Origin of the sequence: Azospirillum lipoferum 4B, assembly GCF_000283655.1 — a bacterium.
GTDB lineage: Bacteria > Pseudomonadota > Alphaproteobacteria > Azospirillales > Azospirillaceae > Azospirillum > Azospirillum lipoferum_C.
The window spans coordinates 55,089-79,420 of sequence record NC_016588.1; the positions used below are offsets into that span (position 1 = coordinate 55,089).

General features: G+C 70.7%; 17 protein-coding genes. 10 read left to right on the plus strand and 7 right to left on the minus strand.

What is annotated here, in order from left to right; translation table 11 throughout:
- Positions 1-19 precede the first annotated feature (19 nt).
- Genes AZOLI_RS29300 through AZOLI_RS29315 form a run of 4 tightly spaced genes read left to right on the plus strand, consistent with a single transcriptional unit; the run spans position 20 to position 4,114 of the window.
- Positions 20-664: an HAD family hydrolase gene (locus tag AZOLI_RS29300; protein WP_014189898.1), complete on the plus strand. Its 645-nt coding sequence runs from the start codon at positions 20-22 to the stop codon at positions 662-664.
- Positions 661-2,274: a glycosyltransferase family 2 protein gene (locus AZOLI_RS29305; protein ID WP_014189899.1), complete on the plus strand. Its 1,614-nt coding sequence runs from the start codon at positions 661-663 to the stop codon at positions 2,272-2,274. Before AZOLI_RS29300 ends, AZOLI_RS29305 begins: the two co-directional genes overlap by 4 nt.
- Complete coding sequence (locus AZOLI_RS29310) at positions 2,271-2,993, plus strand: hypothetical protein (RefSeq protein WP_014189900.1); 723 nt, start codon at positions 2,271-2,273, stop codon at positions 2,991-2,993. The genes AZOLI_RS29305 and AZOLI_RS29310 overlap by 4 nt, the downstream gene beginning before the upstream one ends.
- Positions 2,990-4,114, plus strand: coding sequence for a WavE lipopolysaccharide synthesis family protein (locus tag AZOLI_RS29315; protein WP_014189901.1), 1,125 nt, complete (start codon positions 2,990-2,992; stop codon positions 4,112-4,114). The genes AZOLI_RS29310 and AZOLI_RS29315 overlap by 4 nt, the downstream gene beginning before the upstream one ends.
- A gap of 21 nt (positions 4,115-4,135) precedes the next feature.
- On the opposite strand, the gene AZOLI_RS29320 is transcribed toward AZOLI_RS29315, so the two are convergent.
- Together AZOLI_RS29320 and AZOLI_RS29325 are read right to left on the minus strand one after the other, a co-directional pair.
- Complete coding sequence (locus AZOLI_RS29320) at positions 4,136-5,887, minus strand: O-linked N-acetylglucosamine transferase family protein (RefSeq protein ID WP_014189902.1); 1,752 nt, start codon at positions 5,885-5,887, stop codon at positions 4,136-4,138.
- Entirely contained in the window at positions 5,887-6,486 is a 600-nt protein-coding gene (locus AZOLI_RS29325; RefSeq protein ID WP_014189903.1) for a D-sedoheptulose-7-phosphate isomerase, read from the minus strand. The genes AZOLI_RS29320 and AZOLI_RS29325 overlap by 1 nt, the downstream gene beginning before the upstream one ends.
- Before the next feature lie 224 nt (positions 6,487-6,710).
- Here AZOLI_RS29325 and AZOLI_RS29330 point away from each other — a divergent pair, with 224 nt between their 5' ends.
- A complete protein-coding gene (locus tag AZOLI_RS29330) occupies positions 6,711-7,271 on the plus strand; it encodes a hypothetical protein (protein ID WP_044553704.1) in 561 nt (186 codons plus the stop codon).
- A 19-nt stretch (positions 7,272-7,290) separates the two neighbouring features.
- Here the strand turns inward: AZOLI_RS29330 and AZOLI_RS30620 are convergent, their stop codons facing one another.
- On the minus strand, positions 7,291-8,604 hold the full coding sequence (locus AZOLI_RS30620; RefSeq protein WP_014189905.1) for a tetratricopeptide repeat protein: 1,314 nt from the start codon (positions 8,602-8,604) through the stop codon (positions 7,291-7,293).
- Between the two features lie 242 nt (positions 8,605-8,846).
- On the opposite strand from AZOLI_RS30620, the gene AZOLI_RS30625 reads away from it, so the two are divergent.
- The 3 genes from AZOLI_RS30625 (at position 8,847) to AZOLI_RS30630 (ending at position 16,746) form a co-directional block, all read left to right on the plus strand.
- Positions 8,847-10,451, plus strand: a complete 1,605-nt coding sequence (locus AZOLI_RS30625) for a tetratricopeptide repeat protein (protein WP_014189906.1) — start codon at positions 8,847-8,849, stop codon at positions 10,449-10,451.
- Complete coding sequence (locus tag AZOLI_RS29345) at positions 10,448-13,492, plus strand: glycosyltransferase family protein (RefSeq protein WP_044553705.1); 3,045 nt, start codon at positions 10,448-10,450, stop codon at positions 13,490-13,492. The genes AZOLI_RS30625 and AZOLI_RS29345 overlap by 4 nt, the downstream gene beginning before the upstream one ends.
- A gap of 146 nt (positions 13,493-13,638) precedes the next feature.
- Complete coding sequence (locus tag AZOLI_RS30630; protein ID WP_014189908.1) at positions 13,639-16,746, plus strand: M10 family metallopeptidase C-terminal domain-containing protein; 3,108 nt, start codon at positions 13,639-13,641, stop codon at positions 16,744-16,746.
- Positions 16,747-16,773: 27 nt separating this feature from the next.
- Here AZOLI_RS30630 and AZOLI_RS29355 read toward each other — a convergent pair whose 3' ends face one another.
- Positions 16,774-19,008 carry a biotin/lipoyl-binding protein gene (locus tag AZOLI_RS29355; protein WP_014189909.1) on the minus strand — a complete coding sequence of 745 codons (2,235 nt, stop codon included), beginning with the start codon at positions 19,006-19,008 and terminating at the stop codon, positions 16,774-16,776.
- Positions 19,009-19,142: 134 nt separating this feature from the next.
- Between AZOLI_RS29355 and AZOLI_RS29360 the strand changes: the two genes are divergently transcribed.
- A complete protein-coding gene (locus AZOLI_RS29360) occupies positions 19,143-19,370 on the plus strand; it encodes an antitoxin MazE family protein (RefSeq protein WP_014189910.1) in 228 nt (75 codons plus the stop codon).
- Positions 19,367-19,744: a type II toxin-antitoxin system PemK/MazF family toxin gene (locus AZOLI_RS29365; protein ID WP_014189911.1), complete on the plus strand. Its 378-nt coding sequence runs from the start codon at positions 19,367-19,369 to the stop codon at positions 19,742-19,744. Before AZOLI_RS29360 ends, AZOLI_RS29365 begins: the two co-directional genes overlap by 4 nt.
- A 37-nt stretch (positions 19,745-19,781) precedes the next feature.
- Here AZOLI_RS29365 and AZOLI_RS33740 read toward each other — a convergent pair whose 3' ends face one another.
- From AZOLI_RS33740 to AZOLI_RS29380, 3 genes are read right to left on the minus strand one after another with little or no spacing between them, the layout of a single operon-like run.
- Entirely contained in the window at positions 19,782-21,236 is a 1,455-nt protein-coding gene (locus AZOLI_RS33740) for an efflux RND transporter periplasmic adaptor subunit (RefSeq protein WP_014189912.1), read from the minus strand.
- Positions 21,233-22,105 (minus strand): efflux RND transporter periplasmic adaptor subunit, encoded by an 873-nt coding sequence (locus AZOLI_RS29375; RefSeq protein ID WP_244442706.1) that lies wholly within the window; start codon positions 22,103-22,105, stop codon positions 21,233-21,235. The genes AZOLI_RS33740 and AZOLI_RS29375 overlap by 4 nt, the downstream gene beginning before the upstream one ends.
- Positions 22,102-24,315: a TolC family protein gene (locus AZOLI_RS29380; protein WP_162488535.1), complete on the minus strand. Its 2,214-nt coding sequence runs from the start codon at positions 24,313-24,315 to the stop codon at positions 22,102-22,104. Before AZOLI_RS29380 ends, AZOLI_RS29375 begins: the two co-directional genes overlap by 4 nt.
- Positions 24,316-24,332: the final 17 nt, after the last annotated feature.

The window sequence follows — 24,332 nt, forward strand, 5'->3', positions numbered from 1 at the left end:
TGCCGGAACGCCCACCGGGATGCCGGCCCCGTCCCGGATCAAGGCCGTCCTCTACGACATGGACGGCGTGCTGATCGATGCCAAGGACTGGCATTACGAAGCGCTGAACGAGGCGCTCGCCCTGTTCGGCATGGAGATCAAGCGCGACGAGCATCTGGCGCTCTATGACGGCCTGCCGACCCGCCGTAAGCTGGAGATGCTGAGCGCCAGCCGGCAGCTGCCGGTCCGGCTGCACGGCTTCATCAACGAGATGAAGCAGCGCCGCACCATCGAGCTGGCCTATTCGCGCTGCCGTCCCTTCTTTCCCCACCAGTACGCGCTGTCGCGCCTGCAGGCGGAGGGTTACCGGCAGGCGGCCTGCTCCAACTCCATCCGCAACACGGTGGCGGTGATGCTCGGACAGGCGGCGCTGCTGCCCTATTTCGAGTTCTACCTGTCCAACGAGGACGTGGCGCAGGCCAAGCCGCACCCGGAGATCTACCTGACGGCGATGCAGCGGATGGGCCTGTCGCCGCAGGAATGCCTGATCGTCGAGGACAACGAGCATGGCATCCGCGCGGCCAGGGCCAGCGGCGCCCATGTGATGGAGGTCGGGGACGTGTACGACGTCACCTACGACCGCATCCGCCGGCACATCGCCCGCGCCCAGGGAGAGACGCCGTGAACATCCTGATCCCGCTGGCGGCCCCCGACCGCTATTTCTCCGCCGACGAGTTCCATTTCCCCAAGCCGCTGGTCGAGATCGACGGGCGGCCGATGATCGAACAGGTGGTGGCGCCGCTGCGCGGCTGCTTCCCGGACGCCCGCTTCATCTTCATCGTCAAGGAAGAGGACTGCCGCCGCTTCAATCTGAACGACGTCCTGCGCCAGATCGCCGGTCCGGAGGCGGTGGTCATTCCGCTCCGCGCCCTGACCAGGGGGGCGGTCTGCTCCTGCCTGATGGCGATCGAGCATATCGAGACCGATGGGGAGCTGATCGTCACCAACGGCGACCAGGTGATCGAGGCCGACATCGCCGCGGTGGTCCAGCGCTTCCGGTGGCAGCGGCTGGACGCGGCGGTGATCACCTTCGATTCCGTCCATCCCCGCTATTCCTACATCCGCACCGGCGATGACGGGCTGGTGGTGGAGGCGGCGGAAAAGCGCGTCATCAGCCGCCATGCCATCGCCGGCTTCTATTATTTCGCCGCCGGCCGGCTGTTCGTCGAGGCGGCGATGGAGTCGATCCGGCACGACGTGCAGATCGACGGCGCCTTCTACATCGCCCCCACCCTGAACGAGCTGGTGCTGACCGGACGCCGGGTCGGGCATTGCCCGGTCTCCGCCGACCGCTACCACAGCTTCTACGCGCCCACGCTGATCCCGCAGTACGAGCGGCTGCTGCAGGGACGCCGGGTCGGGCATTGCCCGGTCTCCGCCGACCGCTACCACAGCTTCTACGCGCCCACGCTGATCCCGCAGTACGAGCGGCTGCTGCAGGGCCGCCGCCTCGCCGGCACCGCCGCCGCCACGGGGCCGAAGCGGCTCAACGTGCTGATCCCGATGGCCGGGCGCGGCAGCCGCTTCGCCCGCGTCGGCTACGCCAAGCCCAAGCCCTTCATCGACGTCGCCGGGCGCACGATGATCGAGCGGGTGCTCGACAATCTGGCGATCCCCGGCGCCCGCTACATCCTGATGGGCCGGCGCGAGCATTTCGAGGCGGAACCGGAGCTGGCCGCCCAGCTGGAGGCGCGGCCGGACGTGGTGCTGTGCCCGGTCGATCTGGAGACGGAAGGCACCGCCTGCACCGTCCTGCTCGCCCGCGGGCTGATCGACGGCGACGAGCCGCTGCTGATCGCCAACTGCGACCAGATCGTCGATTTCGACTGCCGCTCCTACATCGACGACGCCGTGCGCCGCGGGCTGGACGGCTCCATCCTGGTGTTCCGGGACAGGGACCGCGACCCGAAATGGTCGTTCGCCCGGCCGGGCGAGGACGGGCTGGTCCGCGAGGTGCGGGAAAAGGTGGCGATCTCCGATCTGGCGACGGTGGGCATCTACCATTTCCGCACCGGACGGATCTTCATCGACGCCGCCGTCGACATGATCGCCCGCAACGACCGGACCAACGGCGAGTTCTACACCTGCCCGGTCTACAACTACGCCATCGCCGCCGGGGCGCGGATCGGCGTCTTCGAGATCCCCGCCGGCGCCATGCACGGCCTCGGCACGCCGGAGGATCTTGAGCGCTATCTGGCCCGCGGACCCGGCATGGATGAGGTCCGCATCCCGTGAACGCCATCATCCCGCTGGCCGGGCCGGACTTCATCCATCCCCGCTTCGGCATCCGCCCGCTGGTCGAGGTGGAAGGCGAACCGCTGGTCCGCCGGGCGATCACCGGCCGCCCCTGGTGGCGCGACGGAACGCTCGGCCCCGCCGATCTGGTGTTCGTCCTGCGCGACGTTCCGGAGGCGCGGACCGTGCAGGGCTTTCTGCAGGTCTGGTTTCCCGGCTCTCGCGCCCTGCTCCTGTCCGACCTGACCGGCGGCGCCCTGCTGTCCGCCCTGGCCGGAACGGCCCTGCTGTCCCGCCCGGCGGCGCCGGTCTGCGTCGATCTGGTGGACATCCTCTATGACGGTCCCGCGATGGCCGGGCTGTTCGCCGATCCGGCGGTCGGTGGCGTCCTGCCCTGCTTCCCGTCGGACGAGCCCTGTTACAGCTATGCCGAGATCGCCGCCGACGGCTCGGTGGTCCGCACGGTGGAGAAGCGGGTGATTTCCTCCCACGCCTCGGCCGGCACCTATCTGTTCCGCGACGCCCCCCTGTTCCTGCGCGCCGCCGCCCATTCGCTGGAGCATGCCGACGCCCTCGCCCACAAGGGGGCGCTGTTCCTCTGCCCGGCGATGAACGGCGTGATCGCCGAGGGGCTGCGGGTGCTGCCGGTCCCGGTCGGCAACGTCCGTCCTGTCAGCAAGAGCTTCGCCGAGCCGGCCGGGAAGGACGCCGACGCATGATCGCCCCCCGCGACGTTTCGGTGGTGGTCCAGGGGCCCTGGAGCCCGGACCAGACCCCCCAGGCACTGGCCAGCCTGCGTGCGCATCTGCCGGGCGCGCAGGTCGTCCTGTCGGTGTGGAAGGGAGGCCCCGACTTTCCGGCCCATGCCGTGGACGCGGATACCGTCCTGCTGAACGCGGATCCTGGTGCGGTCGACCTGCGCGGCCTCCTGCATCCGGACATCGAGTACCGCACCGCGACCGCCTCCTCCAACTTCAACCGGCAGGCGGACTCCACGCTGGCCGGCCTGCGGCTGGCCGACCGCCCCTATGCGTTGAAGCTGCGCACCGACATGGTGCTGGAGCATGCGGGCTTCCTGGCCTATCCGGCGCTGTTCCGGGACATCCCGGCGCCGATGCGGGTGTTCGGCGAACGCATCGTCACCACCAACGTCCGCTGCCCGCAGCGCTCCTTCGCCATGTTCGTGCAGGATTTCTGCTCCTTCGGCCGGACCGAGGACATGCGGCTGCTGTGGGAGGCCGAGCGCCATCCGTCGCGCCAGGCGCTGCTCGACATGCCGCGCGAGGAGCGGGAAGTCCGGGTGCTGGTGCCGGAACAGCAGCTGGTGGTCTCCGCCCTGCGCCGCCGGCAGCACGAGGTGCCGATGCCGAATTCGCTCGCCAACGGCCCGGCTCTGGCGGAGTTGACCGAACGGGCGGTGGCGGGAAACTTCGTCTGCCTGGATGTCCGGCGTTTCGGCGTGCGCACGCTGAAGCCGTCGCTGGAGTGGGTCAACAGTGCGGATGCGATGCGGCTGTCCTGGCTGTGGATCCTGCGGGCGAGCTACGAGGAATATCTGTCCTGGTGCCGGCGCCATTGCGGGGACGCCGTGGACGCCCTGATCGCGGAATGCGGCGACGGCTACGCCCCCGCGATGGAGGATGCCGCCCTCAAGCGGCGGCTGGTGACCGGCCCCAACGCCCTGGCGCCGCAGCCGCTGTTCGACGAGGCCCTGCGCTGTTTCCTCGCCGGACGGAACGACGATGCCCTGCATGGGGCGACCACCCTGCAACGCGCCGGCCTGCGCGATCCGGCGCTCGACCGGCTTTTCGAACGGCTGGGCCGCCGGCCGCCGGGATAGGACGCCGGGAGACGTGCCGGTTCAGGCGGTGGGTTGTCCGCCGCATTGCCCGCCAGATTGCTCCTGGCACCAGCGGCGCCACATCAGCCGGTAGGCGCTCTCCAGATTGCGCATGAAGCGCGCCTCGTCGCACAGGGCCGAGGTCCGGACCCGCTCGCGCATGCCCATCCGCAGCCGCATCAGCCGGCCGAGGTCGCCGGCCAGCTCGGCGGCGATGGCGGCATAGCGGTCGGGGGTGGCGGCGACCAGCTCCGGCAGGCCGATGGAGGCCATCAGGCTGGCGCCGACGCGGGCGGCGTGCCGTCCCCCCGCCAGCGTGACCAGCGGCGCCCCCATCCACAGCGTGTCGCAGGTGGTGATGGTGCCGTTGTAGGGGTGCGGATCCAGCGCGATGTCGATCCGGTTGTAGGCGGCGAGATGGCCCGCCGCATCCTTGATGAAGCCGACGAGGTCGAGCCGGTCCGGGGCGATGCCGGCGGCGGCGAAGCGCGCCCGGAGCCCGGCGGCGGTGCCCGGATCGGACAGCGGCCGGTCCTTCAGCAGGAGGCGCGAGTCAGGCACCCGCCGCAGCACCTCCGCCCACAGCCGGACCGTGTGGTCGGTGATCTTGGACAGCTTGTTGAAGGAGCCGAAGGTGACATGCCCGGTCGCCCCGGCCGGCAGCGGCACCACCGCCGGCGCATCGGTCGGCGGACGGAAGCACAGGAAGGGCGGCGGCAGCCGCACCAGCGTCTCCACCGCATGGCCGTCGGTCGATCCGACCGGGTCGCTGACCGGGTCGACGATGCGGTAGCCGACCGTCTCCATGCCGGTGCCGTTGGGATAGCCCAGCCACGTCACCTGCACCGGTGCCGGCCGGCGGGCCAGCATCGGCAGACGGTTCAGCCCGGAATGGCCGGCGAGGTCGACCAGGATGTCGATGCCGTCGGTCCGGATCAGCTCGGCGAGGGCGGTATCGTCCAGATGGCCCACCGTGCGCCAGCCGTCGGCCTGCGCCTTGAAGCGGGCGGTGTAGGCGTCGGCATGGGTGTCCGGCAGGATCGAATAGCAGACGATCTCGAAACGGCTGCGGTCGGCGGCTTCGAACAGGGGTGTGAGGAAATAGGCGCCCAGATGCTCGCGGAACTCGACCGAGAGGTAGCCGATGCGCAGCCGCCTCTCCGGGTCGGGCCGGTTGGCATGCGCTGCCGGCGCCACGGCTGGACGGCCGAAGCGTTCGTCGAAGCGGCGGTGCTCGGCCAGCAGCCGGTCGCCGGGAAGCTCGAGGTAGTTCAGGCAGAGCAGCCGCTGGCTGGCGATGCGCGGATCGCCGGGAGCCAGCCTTTCGGCCTGGCCGAAGCACAGGGCGGCGGCGGCGGCCTCGCCGCGCATCTGCCGGACCACGCCCAGGTTGAACCACAGGTTGGCTTCCTGGTTCGGGTCGGTCTGGATCGCCCGGCTCCACAGGCGCACCGTCTCGTCCAGCCGGTCGTTGCCATAGGCGTCGCCGCCCAGCCCGACCCAGGGCTTGGCGTAATCCGGCCTGAGGACCAGGGCGCGGCGCAGCGCCGCCATCCCCTCGGCCGGCCGGCCGAGTTCGCTCAGGACGAAGCCCAGGTTGTTCCACAGGTCGGCCGCCATGCCCTCCCCCGCCAGCAACTCGCGGTAGAGCGACGCGGCCTCCTCCAGCCGTCCGGCCATGAAGGCGTCGAGCGCGCGGCGCTTCAGGGCCTCTCCGGAAGACGGAGGAGCGGAAGACGGCAGGGAGGAGGAGGGAACGGCGGGCAGGGACATCAGGCCAGTCGGGCTTCGACCTGTTCGCACAGATAATGGTACAGGCAGATATGGACCTGCTGGATCAGCGGGGTGGAGCGCGAGGGCACGTCGAGCAGGATGTCGCTCAACCCCGCCATCTTGCCGCCGCCCTCGCCGGTCAGTGCGATGGTGGTCATACCCAGGCTCTTCGCCACCTCGAAGGCGGCGATGACGTTGCGCGAGTTGCCGCTGGTGGAGATGCCGAGGATGACGCCGCCAGGCTCGCCATAGGCCTCGGTCTGGCGGGAGAAGACGGTGTCGTAGGAATAGTCGTTGCTCCAGGCGGTCAGCACCGCCGGGTTGGAGCTGAGGCAGATCGCCTTCAGCCCGCGGCGCTCCTTCAGGAAGCGGCCGACCAGCTCGCCGGTGATGTGCATGGCGTCCGACGCCGAGCCGCCGTTGCCGCAGACCAGCAGCGCCTTGTTGGCGCCGAGCGCCGCGGTGACGGCGGTGACGGCGGCCTCCACCCGGGCGGGATCCAGGCTGTCCATGGTGCGCCGCAGGACATCGATGGCGGCGGTGAGGCAGCCGTGCAGGGCGGCGGCGGAGTCCTGGGAAACCGGGTCCGGGGAAACCATGGGCGGAACACCTTTGTGCTGAGGCGGACGATATGGGGCGGGCATGAGGAGTGCCGGGGCCGGAGACGGCCTGGACGGTCTCCCATCCGGTGCGCAGTGCATCCTACGGATCACCGTTGCCTGTCAACCGGGCGCCATGCAATGACCGCTTTGCCGCACCGGATGGAAAGCTTATTTTCCACCGATGCTCCCGAAAGCGGGAGAGTGGATGGCGGAACTGGCCCATGACAACGCGAACGGTCCGACTGGGCCCCCTCAGCGTGAAGATGTATTGCGCGATCGGCATGATCGCCGTGTCCTGGGCCCAGCTCGAGGACATGGTTTCGCTGTGCATTTCGCGCCTTCTCGGCACCGACCATACCGATTTCCTTCCCATCGCCTCCAACATGCAGGTCAAGGCCCGCTTCGACGCGCTGAAGACCATCGCCACCCTGCGCCTGCCCGCGGACGAGGCGAAGGCGCTGATCGCCCGCTGCGACGAGGCGCTGGAGCTGGGGCGGGAGCGCAACAAGATCCTGCACGGCTCCTGGATCCAGGGGGAAACCGACGATGTCGCCATCCGCCTGAACTACCGCGCCCATGGCCGCGTTTCCGCCAACGCCCCGGTCATCTCCGCCCGCGAGATCGCGGAGATCAGCGACCGCATCACCATGCTGACCGAAAGCTTCGCCCAGATCCTGCTGCGGCTGGGCCTGCTCGATCCGAAGAACCCGATGCGCAGCCCGGGGCGCGCCGCCGGGGGAGCGGGTGGCGATGGCAAGCTGCGGGAAGCGGGAGAGGACTGAGGCGCTCCCGCCGTTCTCCCTACCTCCAGGGATCGAACCTTTCCAGGGCGGCGTTGCCGGGGGCGGGGCGCAGCAGCAGGCGCGGGGACGGGTTCAGGGCCGCGGCGGTGGCGGCGAAGGAACCGGTGCTGATCGCCAGGATGTCGGACCGGGTCAGGACATGGAAGTCCTGCAGATAGTCGAGCCCCTCCCAGCGGACCGGGAAATCGTCCTTCGTCACCGGGGAGAAGCGGGCGAATTCCGGCACCACCTTCGGCTCGTCGGTGGCGACGAACAGCACCGGATCCTCCAGCGTCGGCCACAGCCCGTCCAGCCAGTCGAGATAGAGCGACAGCGGCGTGTAGTCCTGGTTCCACCAGTCGGTCTGGCGGATGTGCACGGCGACCAGGGTGCGGCCGCGGCGGCGCAGCATCTCCACCGGCGGTTCCAGGAAGCGGTCCCAGCAGGAGCGCGGCGTCAGCCAGGACAGGATGTCGGCCTGCCGCGCCTTCAGCATCGCGTCGACCGGCGAGCCGCCCAGGAACAGGTCGCGGTCGCGGAGCGGATCGGCGACCCGTTCCGCGAAGCCGTCGGCGAACTCCCTGCGGCAGCGCAGCCAGCCCTGGAATTCCGGCAGGACCGCCGGATCGAGCCGGGGGTCGTCGAGGTCGAAGAAGGCATGGCCGACCCAGTCGGGGGTCAGGAACTCCATGCCGTAGGACTCGGCATAGAGGCGGACGGCGACATACTCGTTCACCGTCTGGGCGAAGCGGCCGTAATTGCCGAGCGAGGCCATGCTGAGCCAGGGGCGGTCGCCCCGCACCTCCCGCCGCCGGTTCCATCGGGCGTCCGGCGGCAGCGACCGGTCGAAACGCATCAGCGAATAGGCGATGTAGGCCGGGGAGTGGTTGTTCTTCAACTCCACGGCCCGTTCCAGCAGCCCATAGGCGCCGTCCGCGTCTCCCTTCGCCTTGAGCACCTCGGCAAGCCCGGTCATCGCCTCGGCATAGTCGGACCGCGCGCCCATGGCGCTCCTGAAGGCCAGTTCCGCCCGGTCCAGATCCCCGGACAGCAGCAGGGCCATGCCCAGGTGATGGGCGGTGTCGGGGGAGGCCGGGTTCCGGCGCAGCGCGAGGCTCAGGATCGGCACCGCCGCCGCCGGGTCGCGGGCCTTGTAGGCGGAGATGCCCTTGACCAGCAGCGCCTCGGGGTTTTCCGGAACGGCCGCCAGGATGCGGTCGCAGATGGCGGCGCTGATGTCGAGCCATCCGGAATTGCAGTAGTCGAGCGCCTGCCGCACGGCATCGGGCAGGGACAGCTGCTGTCCGGCTATGGTTTCGATCCGGATGGACATGGCGGTTCCGAAGGCTTCTGCCGAAGAGGTACCCCGTCTGGGCGGACCTCACTTGCACCCTTGCCCGCGAGGGGTCAAGTTGCCTCGTTGCAAAACCTCAAGATTTCACCGATCTTCCCGGCCCCAGCCCCGCCCCATCCAACCCGATCGTCCCAGGCCCGATCCAGGTCCCGAGATCCAAATCCCGGGTTTGGCGGGCCGCTTCGCCAGCACCCGTTCCTCCCCAGGATGCCAGCCCTGACATGACCTCGATCCAAGACATCCTGCAGAAGGCCGTCGGCCTGCATCATGGCGCGGAGGCCGGCCGTGCGGCGGCGATCTACCGTTCCATCCTGGCGCTCGAGCCGGCCCAACCGGATGCCCTGCACCTGCTCGGCCTGCTGATCCGCCGCGACGGCAGGACGGCGGACGGCGCGCTGTTGATGGAGCGCGCGCTGCTGCTGGAGCCGATGCATTCGGGGGCGCTTCTCAATCGCGCCCTCACCCTGCAGCAACTCGGGAAACCCGACGAGGCCGCCGCGCATTTCCGGCGCAGTCTGGAACTGGACCCGGCATCCGACATCTCCCTGTCGCGTCTGGCCAATGAGGCGCTCGCCTGCGGGCGGTTGGCCGAGGCTGGCCGGCTTCTTCGCCGCTCCGCCGCCTTGGGGGTGGGCAGCGGGACCCCGGACGACCGGCAGCGCCGTGCGCTGGAGCGCCGTGCCACCGCCCGCGACCTGCGCGAGGATGCGGAGGATCGGACCCTGCCGCCTGGGCTGGTGGTGCGCGGGGTGTTCCGTGACAGCAGCGGCTATGCCTTCGCCGTCCGCCGCTTCGTCCGGGGGCTGGTGGAGGCGGGAATCCGGGTCCGGCTGGTCGACCTGAACTATGCCGACGCCGACAATCTTCCCGACGACCAGATCGATCCGCTGCTGCGCACGCTCGACCGGCCGGTGCGGGCCAAGGCGGTGCTGACCATCACCACCCCGCCGGCGGTGGAGGCCGTTCCCGGCCTGAAGACCATCAATTACACCATGTTCGAGGCTCTCGACATTCCGCCCCTGTGGGCGGCGCAGAGCCGGCGCCACGACCATGTCGTCGTCGCCACCGGGTCCTCGCGCGAGGCATGGCTGCGTGCCGGCCATCCGCCGGACCGCGTCCATGTCAGCCCCGCCGGCGTCGACGCGGTGGAGGCCGGCAGCATCCCCCCCTCGGCCATCGTCGACAGCGCCGGCCGCCGCCTGTCCGATTACCGGGTGCGCGTCCTGAACGTCTCCGACTTCAACGACCGCAAGAACCTGGACGGGCTGCTGCGGGTCTGGCTGGGCACGACGCGGGCGGAGGATTCCGCGGCCCTGCTGCTGAAGGTCGGCAAGGGCAGCGGGGTTTCCGACGGCATGCGCGACCTGCTGACGCGGGTGTCGGCACAGATCGGCCGGACGCTGGCCCAGGCGGCCCCGGTCTTCCTGGTGGAAGGCAAGCTGTCAGATGCGGACATGATGGGGCTGCATGCCGCCTCGACCCATTACTGGAGCATGTCGCACGGCGAGGGCTGGGACCTGCCGATGGCGCAGGCCGGCGCCATGGGCCTGACCCTGCTGGCGCCCGATCACAGCGCCTACCATGCCTATCTCGACGACCGGGTGGCGCACATGATCCCGAGCCCCGTCACGCCCGGCATCACCGCCTATGCCGGCCAGGACTGGTGGAGCCCCGACGAGGGCGAGGCCGCCCGGCTGCTGCGCGCGGTCATCGACGATCCCGACGGCACCCGCCGCTCGGCACAGGCCCACCTGCTGGAGCATTTCAGCTGGCAGGCCGCCACCCGCCGCCTGATCGACCTTCTGCGGGAGCTGGACGCGCTGTGACCGGTCCCATCATGCCCAATGCGAACCTGCCCGATCCCGTCACCCTCTTCTGCTGTCTGGCACCGCCCGGCTATTACCGCCGGCCGCTGTTCTCCGACCGGGAGGTGTTCTGCGGCCCCGACTGCCCGACGGTGGAGACGGGCGACGGCTTCTCCTCGCTGAACACACCGCACGGCGAATACGATCTGGCGGCGGTGGTCGCCCGGCTGCCGGCGCATCAGCGGCCGGAGCTGATCGTGGTGAAGGCCGACGCCACCCGGCGCAACCTTCCCCGCGGGCTGGACCGGCTGCCGGGAACCAAGCTTCTGCTGGTCGGCGACAGCCACCATCTCGCCGGTCCGCTGCGCACGCTGCTGGCCTATGGCGCGATGGAGAGCTTCGACGCGGTGATGCTCGACCACACCCGCCAGCATGCCCACGCCTTCCTGGAGGCGGGGTTCGAGCGGGTCTATTGGATCCCGGCGGTCGATTATGCGTTGCGCCGGCGCGACATCCTGGCGGAGCCCCAGGGGAACTCCCTTGCGGAGTTCCGGTTCGACCTCACCTTCGTCGGGCAGATCGGCGTCTTCCACCCCTGGCGGCGCCATGTGCTTGACCGGCTGAGCGCGGCGGGGCTGCCGCTGGTGGGCATGCGGGCCGAGCCGGAGAAGGCGGCCGACGTCTATGCCGCCTCGCGCGTCACGCTGAACTGCTCGCTGAACGGCGACCTCAACCTGCGCGTCTTCGAAGCGCTGGGGGCCGGCGGCTTCCTGCTCACCGACGCGCTGTCGCCGGACGCCGGGCTGGAGCGCTGCTTCACCCCCGGCCGCCATCTCGCGACATACCGCTCGCCGGACGAGCTGGTGGAACTGGCGCGCCATTATCTCGACCACCCGGACGAGGCGATGGCGATCCGCCGGGCCGGGCAGGCGCATCTGCTGGAATTCCACAGCCCGCAGGTCAAGCGTGCCCAGTTCTTCGCCGCCGTGTTCGACGACCGTGTGGATCCGGCGCTGGAGCTGCGCTCCGAACGGCGCGGCCTGAGGGCGCTGCCGGTGCGTGGCATAGGGTTCCAGCGCCGTCTCGCCGCCTATGAGGCGTTGCAGCTGCTGCAACTGACGTCATCGCGGCTGATCGTTCATGCCGATGAGGATCGGGATGAGGGTGGCTTCGCCGCCGACCTGCGCGCCATGGCGCGCGACCTGCCCCGCGTGGTCTTCGCGGCTCCGGATGGGATGCCCGAGCCGGTGGCTTTGCCGCTGCCGCCGTCCTCCGACCGGGTGCGGGACGAGGCGGTGACGCTGCTGCCCTGGCCCGACCGGGCGGAGACCGACCGCCGGATGGCCCGGCTGCCCGGCGCCTCCGTCCTCTGCCCGACTCGGTCGTCGCGCGACCATGCCGCCGCGGTTGCCCATCTGGCCGATTGGGGCTTCGTGCCGACTGAGCCCGGCGGCATCCTGTTCCAATGCGCCGATGCCCTGCGCTATGCCGCACGCTCGCTGTCCGATCCGGCCCTCGCGGCGGCGCTGACGCCGGAGCTGAAGCGTGCGCGCCTCGCGGCGCTGGAGCCGCTGCTGCGGACCGCCGACCAGATGATGGGGGTGGCCCAGCTCGCCAACCGGCTGGGCGACGCCGCCCTGACGGAGCGTTTCCTGCTGCGCTGCGTGGCATTGGACCGCCAGCAGCCGGACGCGCTCATCGGACTGGCCCGCCTGTGCGCGGCCGGCGGCCGGCGGGTCGAGGCCGCCATCTATCTTGCCGAGGCCCGGCGGGCCGCCCGGCTTGCCGACCTGCCCGATCCGGCTCCCGGCCTGGGCACCGATGCGCTTTTCGACGCTGCCGACCATCCGGCGTTCGAGCGCTATCGCAGCCTGTTCCGGCAGGCGACGGTCCCCTCGACCGGACGGCCGCGCCGCATCCTGGTGGTCACCAACCTGTTCCCGCCGCAGGAGTTCGGCGGCTACGGCCGCAAGCTGTGGGAGTTCTCGGCCGAGCTGATCCGCCGCGGCCATGCGGTCAAGGTGCTGACCGCCGACGTGCCTGAACTGGCGCGGCCGGGCATGGCCGGGACCGAGGACATCGAGGCGCATGTCGACCGTTCGCTGACCCTCTACGGCTATTGGAAGGAGGGGCGCGCCTTCACCCACGACGACAGGGCCCACTGCGCCGCCCTGATCCGCGCCAACATCCGCCGCGTGCTGGAGACCGCCCGCGACTTCCGTGCCGACGCCTGTCTGGTCGGCAACCTCGACATGCTGGCGACCGAGTTCCTCGACCCGCTGACCCGGCAGATGGGTGTCCCGGTTCTGCATTGCCTGGGCAACCAGCATCCCGGCTACCCGCCGGAGGCGGCACCCCGCTCCCCCCTCTACCGTGCCGGGCCGGCCAGCGGCTGGGTGGCGGAGCGGCTGGCTGCCGGCGGCTACGGGCTGCCCGCCACGGTGATCCATCCCGGCGCCCGCGTCGATTACTTCCACCGTGCGGCGATGCCCGCGACCGACCGGCTGCGCATCGCCTTCGCCAGCCTGTTCGTCAACTACAAGGGGCCGCAGACGCTGGTCAACGCGCTTGCCATCCTGCACCGCGAGGGCATCGACTTCGACTGCACCTTCGCCGGGGAGGCGCCGGACGCCGGCCTCGCGGCCCGCTGCCGCGACTTCGTGGAACGCAACGGCATGGCCGGCAAGGTGCGTTTCACCGGCTTTCTCGACCGCCGCGGCCTGTCCGACCTGTTCGCCCGCTGCAACGTGCTGGTCTTCCCCAGCGTCTTCCAGGAACCCTTCGGCATCTCGCAGGTGGAGGCGATGGCCGCCGGCCTGACCGTGATCGGCAGCGGCACCGGCGGCAGCGGCGAGGTGCTGCGCGACGGCGTCGACGGCCTGCTGTTCAAGGCGGAAGACCACGAGGCACTCGCCGGCTGCCTGCGCCGCCTGATCGGGGACCGTGCCGCCTGGCTGCGCATGGCCCTGTCCGGCCGCGACCGCGCCCGCGACTTCACCGTCGCCCGCTCCGTCGACCGCATCGAGGCGGTGTTCGAGGAACTGATCGGATTGAGGAACTGATTGCCCGGAAGGGATGAGCGGGAGGGGGAGCCGCAGCGCGCCGTCCGGTGAGAAAAATGGTCCGGGTCTCCGTCCCCTTTCGATTGGGGAATGAAAGGTTGTAGAGTGGCGGAGCCGCAGTCCGCGGCGCGGATTTCCTCCCGGCGATGACGACCACCCTCTTCGATCTGCCCGATGTTTCGGCCGGCACCTTGCCAACCTGCTCCTGTCTGCTGTGCAGCGCTGCCGGCTGGAGCGCCGCCCCCATCGCCGCAGGGCCGGGCGCGCAGGGAGTGCCGCAGGGTGCCTCCTTCGCCACCATCTCGACCCTGCTGGCGACGGGGACGCCGCGCTGGGGCAGCGGCGGGGTCGGCAGCGGGGCGACGGTCAGCTACAGCTTCATGGAGCAGGCGCCGTCCTACGCCTCCAGCTCGGACAGGACCGGCTTCGCACCGCTGTCGAGTACGCAGCGCGACGCGGTACGGCAGGCCTTCGCCGCCTGGAGCGCCGTCGCCAACATCTTCTTCGTCGAAACCTCCGACAGCGCCAACAGCGGGCAGGGCGGGTCGATCCGCCTCGGCACCAACCGGCAAAGCTCCAGCGCCGCCTACGCCTACTATCCGACCGGATCGCTCTATGACGGCGGCGGCGACATCTATCTCGCCAACAACAGCTCGACCAACACCAGCCCGACGCCGGGAACCTACGGCTACCTGACCATCCTGCACGAGATCGGCCACGCCATCGGGCTGAAGCATCCCGGCAACTACAACGCCACCGGCGGCGGGGGCGAGCCGCCCTATCTGTCCTCGGCCGAGGACAATTACCGCTACACGCTCATGTCCTACAACCGGCATCCCAGCCTGGGCCTGAACGGGCTGGCGACGGGACCGGCGCTGTACGACATCGCGGCTGTCCAATACCTGTACGGAGCCAACACCGACACCCGCATCGGCGACGACCGCTATGCCTTCGCCAGCAACACCGTCGCAGTCAGCCAGGCCATCTGGGATACCGGCGGCACCGACAGCATCGACGCCAGCGGGCAGGCCTCGGCCGTCACCATCGACCTGACGCCCGGCGCCTTCAGCTCCATCGGTCCCAACGGATCGGGCGGGCTGGCGGTGGACAATGTGGCGATCGCCGACGGCGTCACCATCGAGACCGCCATCGGCGGTGGCGGCAGCGACATCCTGATCGGCAACACCGCCAACAACCTGCTGACCGGCGGCGAGGGCTCCGACACGCTGACCGGCGGGTCGGGCGACGACACGTTGCAGGGCGGCGGCGGCACCGACACCGCGGTCTACAACGGCAGCCGCTCTTCCTACACCGTCACCGTCTCCGCCGACGGCGCCACCATCTCCGGCGGCAGCGAAGGCACCGACAGTCTGACCGACGTCGAATATGCCCTGTTCGCCGACACCCGCATCAGCCTGATGCCCCCGGCGGTGACCGCCCGGACCGGCCGGGTTTCCATCGGCTCCTCGATCGGCCTCGCCAGCCTGGTGACGGCGACCGACCCGGCCGGCGGCCTCGTCACCCAGTATGAGCTGGTCGACAACACCCAGGGCGCCGGCTCCATCATGGTCGGCGGGGTGGCCCAGGCGACGGGCGCCGTGGTCTCGCTGAGTGCGGCGGCCTTCGTCGGCGTCACCTTCGCCGCCTCCTCCCTGACCAGCCTCGACGAGCTGTCGGTGCGCGCCTACAACGGCGTGGCGTGGAGCCGCTGGATCGGCTTCATCGTTGCCTCCCGCCCGGCCAACCGGCCGCCGGCCGTCCAGTCGGACAGGACGCTGGTCGTGCGGGAAGGCGGGCCGGCCATATCGCTGGGCATCGACCGGCCGAGCGATCCGGACGAGGGCGACAGCATGGTCGTGACCCTGGCCCGGCTGCCGACCGGCGGCATCCTGCGGCTGGCGAACGGCAACCCCGTCACCGCCGGCATGACGCTCGGCACAGCCGATCTGGCCGGACTGACCTATCAGGCGCCGTCCGGGACATCGGGAACGCCCGGCTCCTTCGCCTATACCGTCACCGACAGCCAGGGTGCGGTCAGCGGCCAGACCGTGACGCTGCGGGTCACCTCGCTGGCCGAGACGATGGCCGGGTTCGACCCGCTGGCCTATCTCGCCTCCAACCCCGACCTCGTCGCCGTCTTCGGCACCGACGAGGCGGCCGCGCGCGAGCATTACCTGCGCTCCGGCCGGGCAGAGGGGCGGGCGACCGGCTCCTTCGATCCGCTCTCCTATCTGGCGGCCAACCCGGACCTGGCCGCCGCCTTCGGGTACGACCGCAACGCGGCGACCCGGCATTATCTGGCCTTCGGCCGGCGGGAAGGGCGCAGCACCGGCAGCTTCGATCCGTTGGCCTATCTGGCTGCCAACGCCGATCTGGCCGCCGCCTTCGGCACCGATACCGTAGCCGCCACCCGCCATTACCTGACCCACGGCCAGCGGGAGGGACGCGGCACCCGTTTCGACGGGTATGGCTATCTGGTGTCGAACCCGGATGTCACCGCCGCCTTCGGGCTCGATCCGGCGGCGGCGGTCCGCCATTACGTGTTCCACGGCCGACAGGAAGGGCGCGGCGTCGGCTTCGACAGCCTGGGCTATCTGGCCGCCAACACCGACCTCGCCGCCGCCTTCGGGCCCGACCCGGCGGCGGGGGTCCGCCATTACCTGTCCTACGGCCAGCAGGAAGGACGCGGCAGCAGCTTCGACGCGCTCTCCTATCTGGCGGCAAATCCCGATCTGGCCGCTGCCTTCGGCACCGATTCCACGCGGGCGGCGGAGCATTACATCCGCTATGGCCGGCTGGAGAACCGCAGCACCAGCTTCAACGCCCATGACCATCTGCTGGCCAACCCGGACCTGCTGAGCGTCTTTTCGGGCAACGAGCGGCAGGTGAAGCTCTATGTCGTCCTCTACGGCAACACGCCGCGGCGCGACGCCGCCGGCTTCGACGCGCTGAGCTATCTGGCAGCCAACCCGGATCTGGCAGCAACCTTCGGCACCGATACCGCGGCAGCCACCGCCCATTACCAGTCCACCGGACAGGCGGACGGGCGCCCGACCCGGTTCAACGCGTTCGCCTATCTGATGGCCAACCCCGATCTCAGCGCCGCCTTCGGCAGCGACCAGCAGCAGGCGCTGGTTCATTTCATCACCTACGGCCGCAACGAGCCGCGCCCCAACCCGATCGGCCATGGCCGCCCGCAATCGGCCGGCCTTGCCATGGCCGGCGACGGGATTCTGGCGGTGGGAATGGGATGATCCCGGAAGTTCCTGCTGGCCGTCCGGTCAGAAACCCGTCTCGCGGATCAGCACCGACGCGGCGATGCGCCAGAAGCGTTCGGCGATGCTGCGGGCCTCGCCCGCCACGCGGACGATGCCGCGGGTCACGCGCTCCGGTCCCTCCTGTACGGCACCGGGCCCCCCGGGCTCCGGCTCGACGTCCAGGGTGATGCGGTAGACCGCCTCCACCGGGGCGAGCGCGCTACGGCCGGCACTGCCATGCGGCTGGCCCGGTTGCGGTCCGGCCTGCCCCTCCACCGCCACCGGGCCGCCATTGACCGAGGCGAGCGCCGGCACGTCCAGAACCGAGACGGCGACCGGATCGACCGCGCGAACCCGCGCCGCGCGCCGGGGAGCCAGCGGGTCGTCGGGGTGGAACTCCGCCCCGGCGCCCGGGCTCAGCCGGTCGAAATCGCCCTCTCCGACATAGCCGACCAGTTCGCCGCTGCCGGGCGCCACCACCATCGCCAGCGGCAGCTTCGGCCCGATCCAGCGGCCGGGGGTCAGCGCATCCTCCATGTCGCGCACGGTGCCCGACAGGGGAGCGCGCACCACCAGCCGCTCGCGGTTGTCGAGAAGCCCCTGCCGCTCGGCGAGCGCGGCGGCCAGATCCTCCTCCATCGCCCGCACGCGGTCGAGCTGCTCGCGGCTGGCGGTCAGGCGGGCGATCTGCTCCTGCATCCAGTCGATGCGCAGCTCCGCCTGGCGCAGCTTGCCCTCCAGGTCGGGGGCGGTCAGGCGGAACAGCGGCTCGCCCTCCACCACGCTCTGGCCGCGGGCGACCAGCGTCTCCTCCAGCCGGGCGGGGAAGGGGGCGTAGACGGTGGCGAATCCGGATGCCCGCCAGACCACCGGCACCGACACGGTGGCGGTCACCGGCAGCAGGGTCAGCCCGACCGCCGCCGCCAGCCAGGCCAGCGTCAGCCCGGTGCGCAGGTTGACCCGGAAGCGGTCGCGCAAGGACCACCAGACCTTCGCCTCGTGCAGCAGGGGCCGGGCGATGAACCAGCCGATCTCGATGACGAACAACAGGATCCCCAATACCTTGATGGCGACGTGGTAGACCAGCAGCGCGATGCCGAGGAACAGCACCAGCCGGTAGACCCAGGTGACGTAGGAATAGACCAGCAGGATGCGGCGCCGCGCCGCCGGCATCTCCTCCGGCGGGGCCATGCCCAGGCCGAACAGCCATTCCCGCAGCTTCCAGCGCGCCATGGCGAAGCCGCGTTCCTGCAGGTTGGGCACGTCCAGCGCGTCGGACAGCAGGTAATAGCCGTCGAAGCGCATGAAGGGGCTGAGGTTGATCGCCAGCGTGGTGATCCAGCTGACCGTCGCCAGGAAATAGGCGGCGCTGCGCAGCGGCCCGTCGGGCAGGAAGCTCCAGGCCAGCGTGGCGAAGACGGCGATCGTCAGCTCGGTCAGCATGCCGGCCGCCCCCACCGCCAGCCGCTGCCGGCGCGAGACCAGCCTCCAGGCGTCGGTGGTGTCGGTGTAGAGCACCGGCCACATCACCAGGAAGGCCAGCCCCATGGTCGGCACCCGGCAGCCGTAGCGCTTGGCGGTGTAGGCATGGCCCAGTTCGTGGCAGATCTTGGTGCCCAGCAGCGTGACGCCGTAGAGCGCCAGCCCTTCGGGCGAGAAGAAATGCTGGAAGGTGTGGAGGAAGGCGTCCCACTGCCGCGCCACCAGCAGCCCGGCCAGGACCGCGGTCAGCAGCACCAGGACCAGCCAGGCCCGGCTGTAGAAGGGCGCCACCAGCCCCACCGTCGCCGACAGGAAACGGTCGGGCCGCACCAGCGGGATGCGGAAGAACAGGTAGTTGTGGACCAGCCACCAGAACCAGCCGGTCTTCCGCGCCGCCGCCTGACGGGCCAGAAAGGCGGTGTCGACGGTGACGGTCAGGTTGTTGGCCGCCAGGAACTGGTAGAAGGCCATGACGTCGTCGACCGTCGGCTCGAACAGGCTCTCCTCCGCCACCGCCGCGGCGATGGCGGCCGGGTTGGCGTGGTGCCAGTGCGCGATCAGCGCGAAGGCCTCCGGCCCGATGCGGAAATAGCGGTTGCGCACCGGATCGTGGATGGTCCAGCCCGGCGCCCCGTCCTGCCCCGCCGGCGCCGGCAGCAGAGCCAGATCGTCGCGCAGCCCCGGCAGCCGCATGGCGGCCCGCGGGTCGGCGGGGGCGGAAGCGGCGGCGCGGAGGCTGGCAGAGGGACCGGCGGGGGGCGTGAGGGCGATGGACACGGGAGGACGGCGTCCTTTTCGGGAAAGCGGGTCAGAAATGGCGTGAAGCTGTGGAGCGGCGCCGAGCCTGCATCGCCGTTGACGGTATGGGCGAAAGCGCCCAGGTTACATGTAACCGACGACAGGAGTCTGACATGCCTGCAATCCGCCAGACCTCGCGCGAAAAGGTGAAGGCGCACCGTGCGCGGCTTCGGGCGCAGGGGCTGCGTCCGGTGCAGATTTGGGTCCCCGACGTCCGCAGCCCGTCCTTCGTCGCCGAAGCCCGGCGCCAGTCCCTGGCCGTCGCCCGCAGCCCGCAGGAGGCCGACGACCAGGGCTTCGTCGATGCCGCGGGCTGGGCTTCGCTGGATGACGGCGAATGAAGCGGGGCGAGATCTGGACGGTGGCCGGCGGGGCCGACCATGCGGGAAAGCCGCGGCCGGTCGTCATCCTGCAGGACGACCGCTTTTCCGGCACCGCCTCGGTCACCGTCTGTCCGTTCACGACCGATCCGACCGACGCGCCGCTGTTCCGCCGGCCGGTCCAGCCGACCGGCGGCAACGGCCTGAGCCAGTCCTCCCGCATCATGGCGGACAAGATCATGACGGTTCCGCGGGCCAAGGTCGGGCATCGGATCGGCGTGCTCGAAGCCGCCCATCTGGCCTGGATCGGCAAGGCCGTCCTCGTGTTTCTCGGTCTGGCCGGAGGCGGCTTTTCCGAAGAAGGGGCGGAATCCGATCCGGCTCTTGCCGGCTGATGGAGGGGGCGGGCTTTCCATCCCCGGCCGCTTCCCCTCAAATCCCCAGCGACTGGCGCAGCAGGGCCAGCGGGCGGCGGAACAGGTAGAGCGCCAGCGGCACGCGGTCGCCCAGGATCTTGGCGGTGCCACGCAGGCCGATGCGCGGCGGGGCCTCCCCCGGGTTCTGGCCCGGTTCCAGCGCCGCCTTGACGCGGTAGGACAGCACGCCGGCGGCAGACAGGCCGGCCTCGTAGCTGGCATGGGTCAGGCGGGCCCGGAGGGGGTGGAGCGGATCGACGTTCAGGAACAGCTCCACCGGCGAGCCCGGCTCCAGGACCAGGGCGTCGCCGACCGGCACCATGATGTCGATCTCCGGCGCCTGCGGGTCGGCCAGCGTCAGCACGCGCTCGCCCACCGACAGCGGCTTGCCCAGCCAGTCGTTGACATCGGTGAAGACGGCGATGCCGGCGCGCTCGGCCTTCACCGTGACCCGGTCCAGCAGGTCGCGGGCGAGCGCCAGCTCGGCCCGGCGCAGCTCCACCTGGGCGCGGAGCTGGGCGACGCGGGCCTTGGTCTGCGGATCGGCGAAGGCGGCCTGCGAGGCGGTCAGCAGTTCGGCCTCCGCCTGGGTCAGCCCCTTGCGCGCCACCTCGAAGCGGCTGCGCAGCACGGTGGAATCGAAGCTGAACAGCGGCTGTCCGGCCGCCACCGCCTGGTTCGGCTGCACATGGAAGCGCTCGATCACGCCGTCCAGCGGGGCGGCGACGATCACCGGGTTGCTGGTCTGGATCTCGGCCGGGGCCAGGGTCGACATCGGCACCGGGATGGCGAGCGCGCCGGCGGCGGCCAGCAGGACCAGCAGCGGCAGCAGGGCGCGGCGCAGCCCGCGCCGCTTGGCACGCTTGCCCGACAGCGCCCACCAGGCATGGCCGTAGCCCTCCGCCAGATGGCTCAGCAGCAGGATTTCGCCGTCGGTCCACGGCTCGTCGCGGCCCAGCCACAGGCCGGCCAGCGGCGGGGCGGCCTTGTCCCGGCTTTCCGCCGGGGCGCCGGGCACGGTTTCCCGCTGGGGTTCCGGCTTGCGCAGCGGGCACCACAGGACCTGTGCCGGCCCCCATTCGCCCCAGGCGCCGCGGACCTCGGCGGGCAGGGCGGCGGGATCGACGACATGGACCTTATCGGCCCCGGCCCCGGCGGCGACGGCGCGCACCGCCTGCTCCAGCCATTGGGCGAAGGGGGCGTTCGGTTCCAGGACCGCGATGTTGGACACCGCCTCCAGCGTCGGCCGGCCCCGGTCCGCCAGGGTCAGGAAGGCGGCCTGCCGGTAGGCGATCAGCCGGCGGGTCTGGTTGACGATGTGATAGCGCAGCTCCGGCACCGTCGCCTGCTGCCACGCCAGCCGCTGCAGTTCCAGCAGCATCAGCAGGCCGTTGACCGGCTGCGGTGCTGCCTGTGGAGCCGCCTGGGGCGCAGCCTGCTGGGGCGGGGGCTGGGCCATCGCGGCGCTCATGGCTTCGCGGTTCCGGGCTTGGCAGTCCCCTGCGGAGTCCCCTGGTTCCCGGCCGGCAGCGCCGACAGCGCCGGTTCGGGGAAGATGGCGGTGCCGCTCATGCCGGCGACAAGCCCCTGGGCAGGAGCGTCGCCGGTCAGCTTCGCGGTCACCTTCACCGACTGGCTGGCCGGATCGACCTTGGCGCCGGGCAGCACCACCTCGCCCGGCAGGGTGGCCCCGGTCTCGTCGACCCGCAGGTCGAAGCGCTGCCCCGGCTTCAGCCACACCAGCCAGGAGGAGGGGACGATCAGCTCCACCTTCAGGTCGCGGTCGGACAGGATCTCCAGCAGCGGCGCGCCGGCGGCGACCGACTCATGCTCCTGGATCCGGCGTTCGACCGCGCGGCCGTCGAAGGGTGCCTTGATCTCGCAGCGCCGGGCCTGCACCTCCGCCTTGCGGACGTCGGCGCGGGCGACCTGGACCTTCGCCTCGGCCAGCTGCACCTCCGCCTCGCCGATGGAGCGCAGGCTGTTCAGGCGCCGGTTGACCCGCGCCGTCACGTCCGCAGCGTTCAGTTGGGCGCGGGCGGCGTCCAGTTCCGCCTGATAGCTGGCGCAGTCGAAGGCGACCAGCAGGTCGCCGGCCTTGAAGCTCTGGCCGGCATCGACGCTCATGCGGGCGATGCGGCCGGGGATCTCGGAGGACAGGACCGCATGCCGCCTCGCCTCGATCAGCGCGCGGACCTGCCCCTGCGAGGTGTCCTGGGCGACCGCCGGGTTGGAGGCGAGCCCCCCGCCCAGCAGGACGGCCACGAGTGCGGCTGCCTGTGCGGCGGCCTGGGCGGCAGCTAGTGCGGCGGCTTTCGCCGCCGCGCCGGGATGGATCACAGCGACGCGACCTTGCCCATCGGCAGGCTGTCGGACTGGGTTTCCTGAGCAGAGAGGGTACGAACGGTGCATTCCCGCTGCTTGTCCTTCACACGATGACAGAACCGCTCGGCCGCGGCGCGGTCCGCGAAACCTCCGGCGCGCAGCTGGACAATCGGCTTGCCGTCCTCGCTGCGCCGGGTGGTGACGTACAGGGCGCCGGCCCCGTCCATTCCCGTTCCCAGACGTTTGGCGATCATACCCCATTCGCGCTCGGCAAGCCTGTGGCTTGCGTAAGCCCCAAGATCGACCTGGATGACAGGAGAGAAGGACGCTGTCGCAACCGGAGCGGGGGCAGGGGCCGGAACCGGAGCCGGAACGGGGGCCGCAACCGGAGCCGGAGCCGCAACCGGAGCCGCGGCGGGTGTTGTGGCGGGTGCTGCGGAAGATGCCAGAACGAAGGGCGTGGAGGCCGGAGCCGGTTCGGTCGCCACGGCCGTCGGCGCTTCCGCAGCTGCAACAGGGGCAGCAACGGAGGTCGGGGCCGGAGCGGGGGCAGCAACGGGGCCGGGGACCGGGGCCGGAGCGGCCGCCATGGGCACCGCCGCCTTGGCGGGCTCGGGCTTGACCGGCTCCGCCTTGGCCGGTTCCGTCTTGTCGGCCTTGGCCGCGTCCTTCGCCACCAGATCCTTGACGCGCAGCACGCTGTTGGCGCGCTCCTGCCAGGAGGACAGGCCCTTGGCCACCGCCTGGGTCAGGGTGGGCAGGTCGTCGGCGGCCATCGTCTCGGGCAGCGGATCGACGCCGGCCGACACCATGACGCGGGCATAGGCGTTGTGCAGGTCGGCCAGCACCAGGTCGCGGCGCAGGTCGGACAGCAGCGCCGTCACCTCCGACTGGATCACGCCCAGCTCGCCCACCTGGCCGGCCTCGCCGACGTTGGTGTATTGCGAGCGGATGCGGGTGTCGAGGTCGGCCTGCTCGGCGGTCAGAGCGAATTCCTGCTTCAGTTCGCGGAACTGCAGCACCGCCACATGCACCTGGCTCAGCACCGCCATGCTCAGCGCCTGACGGCGGAAGGCGACCAGCTCCTCCTGCGCATCGGCGTAGGACTTGGTGGCGGGGGCGGAGACCAGATTGATCAGGTTCCAGCTGATCCGCGCGCCGTAATCGGCCCAGCGCTGGTTCAGCAGGAAGCTGTTGCTGTCATAGCGCAGGGCGGCGTTGACGTCGATGCCCGGCAGCAGCTTCAGCAGCGACCGCCAGGTCTCGTCGGTGGAGATGCGCTGGTTGTAGCTCTCCTCCAGCAGCTCCGGCCGGTTCAGCAGGGCGTAGGTCTCCAGCGCCTCGACCGCGACGTCCAGCTTGGGCGGCGCCTTCATGATGCTGGCCGGCGGCAGCTCGATCTCGAACGGCTCGCCCGGCGGCAGCCCCATCAGCGCGCCCAGCTGCGACTTCGCCGCCACCAGCTCGCGCCGCAGCGACTGCAGCTGGCGCAGCGTTTCCACCAGGGTGCGGGTGTAGGTCAGCGCCTGCAGCGGGGCCTGTACGCGCAGCGCCTCCAGCGTGCGGGCGTCGCGGCGCGCGCCCTCCACCCGCTTCTCCACCGGCTCCAGCCGCTTCAGCAGCCGTTCGGCGGCCACGGCGCGCCAATAGGCGGTGCGCACGTCCTGCATGATGCCCTGGACGACGCGGCGTCGGCGCTCGTCGGCGATCAGCACCAGATTGGCGTTCTGCCGCGCCCGCAGATAGCTGACGCCGAAATCCAGCACGTTCCAGGTGAAGGCGAGGTCGCCGGTGCGGCGGTGCTTGTCGGTGGCGGTGGTGCTCTCGCCCGTCCGCCTGCCGGTGGCGAGGTTCAGGCTTTCCGATCCGGCATCGTTGTTGCGCCCGACATAGCCGGCGGCGGCCACGACGCGCGGCAGCATGTCGTAGCGCGACAGGTCCAGCTGATCGGTGGCGACCGCCACCTCCATCAGCTTCACGCGTTCGTCGAGGTTGTACTTGATGGCGCGCGCCATCGCCTCGTCCATCGAGACTGCCTTGGTCAGCGGCTCCTGCGGGGACAGCACGACGCCCAGATCCTTGCGCACGCGCGCCAGATTCTCCTCGGCCGTCAGCGGCTCGGGTTTGACCGCGCAGCCCGCGGCCAGCAGGGATACCGTCAGGACGGCGACGGGAACCACCGAAGAAAGCAAGCGGCGGCGGAAGCGGACTGTCGAAGTCTTCATGGCGGGAGCAATTCCGT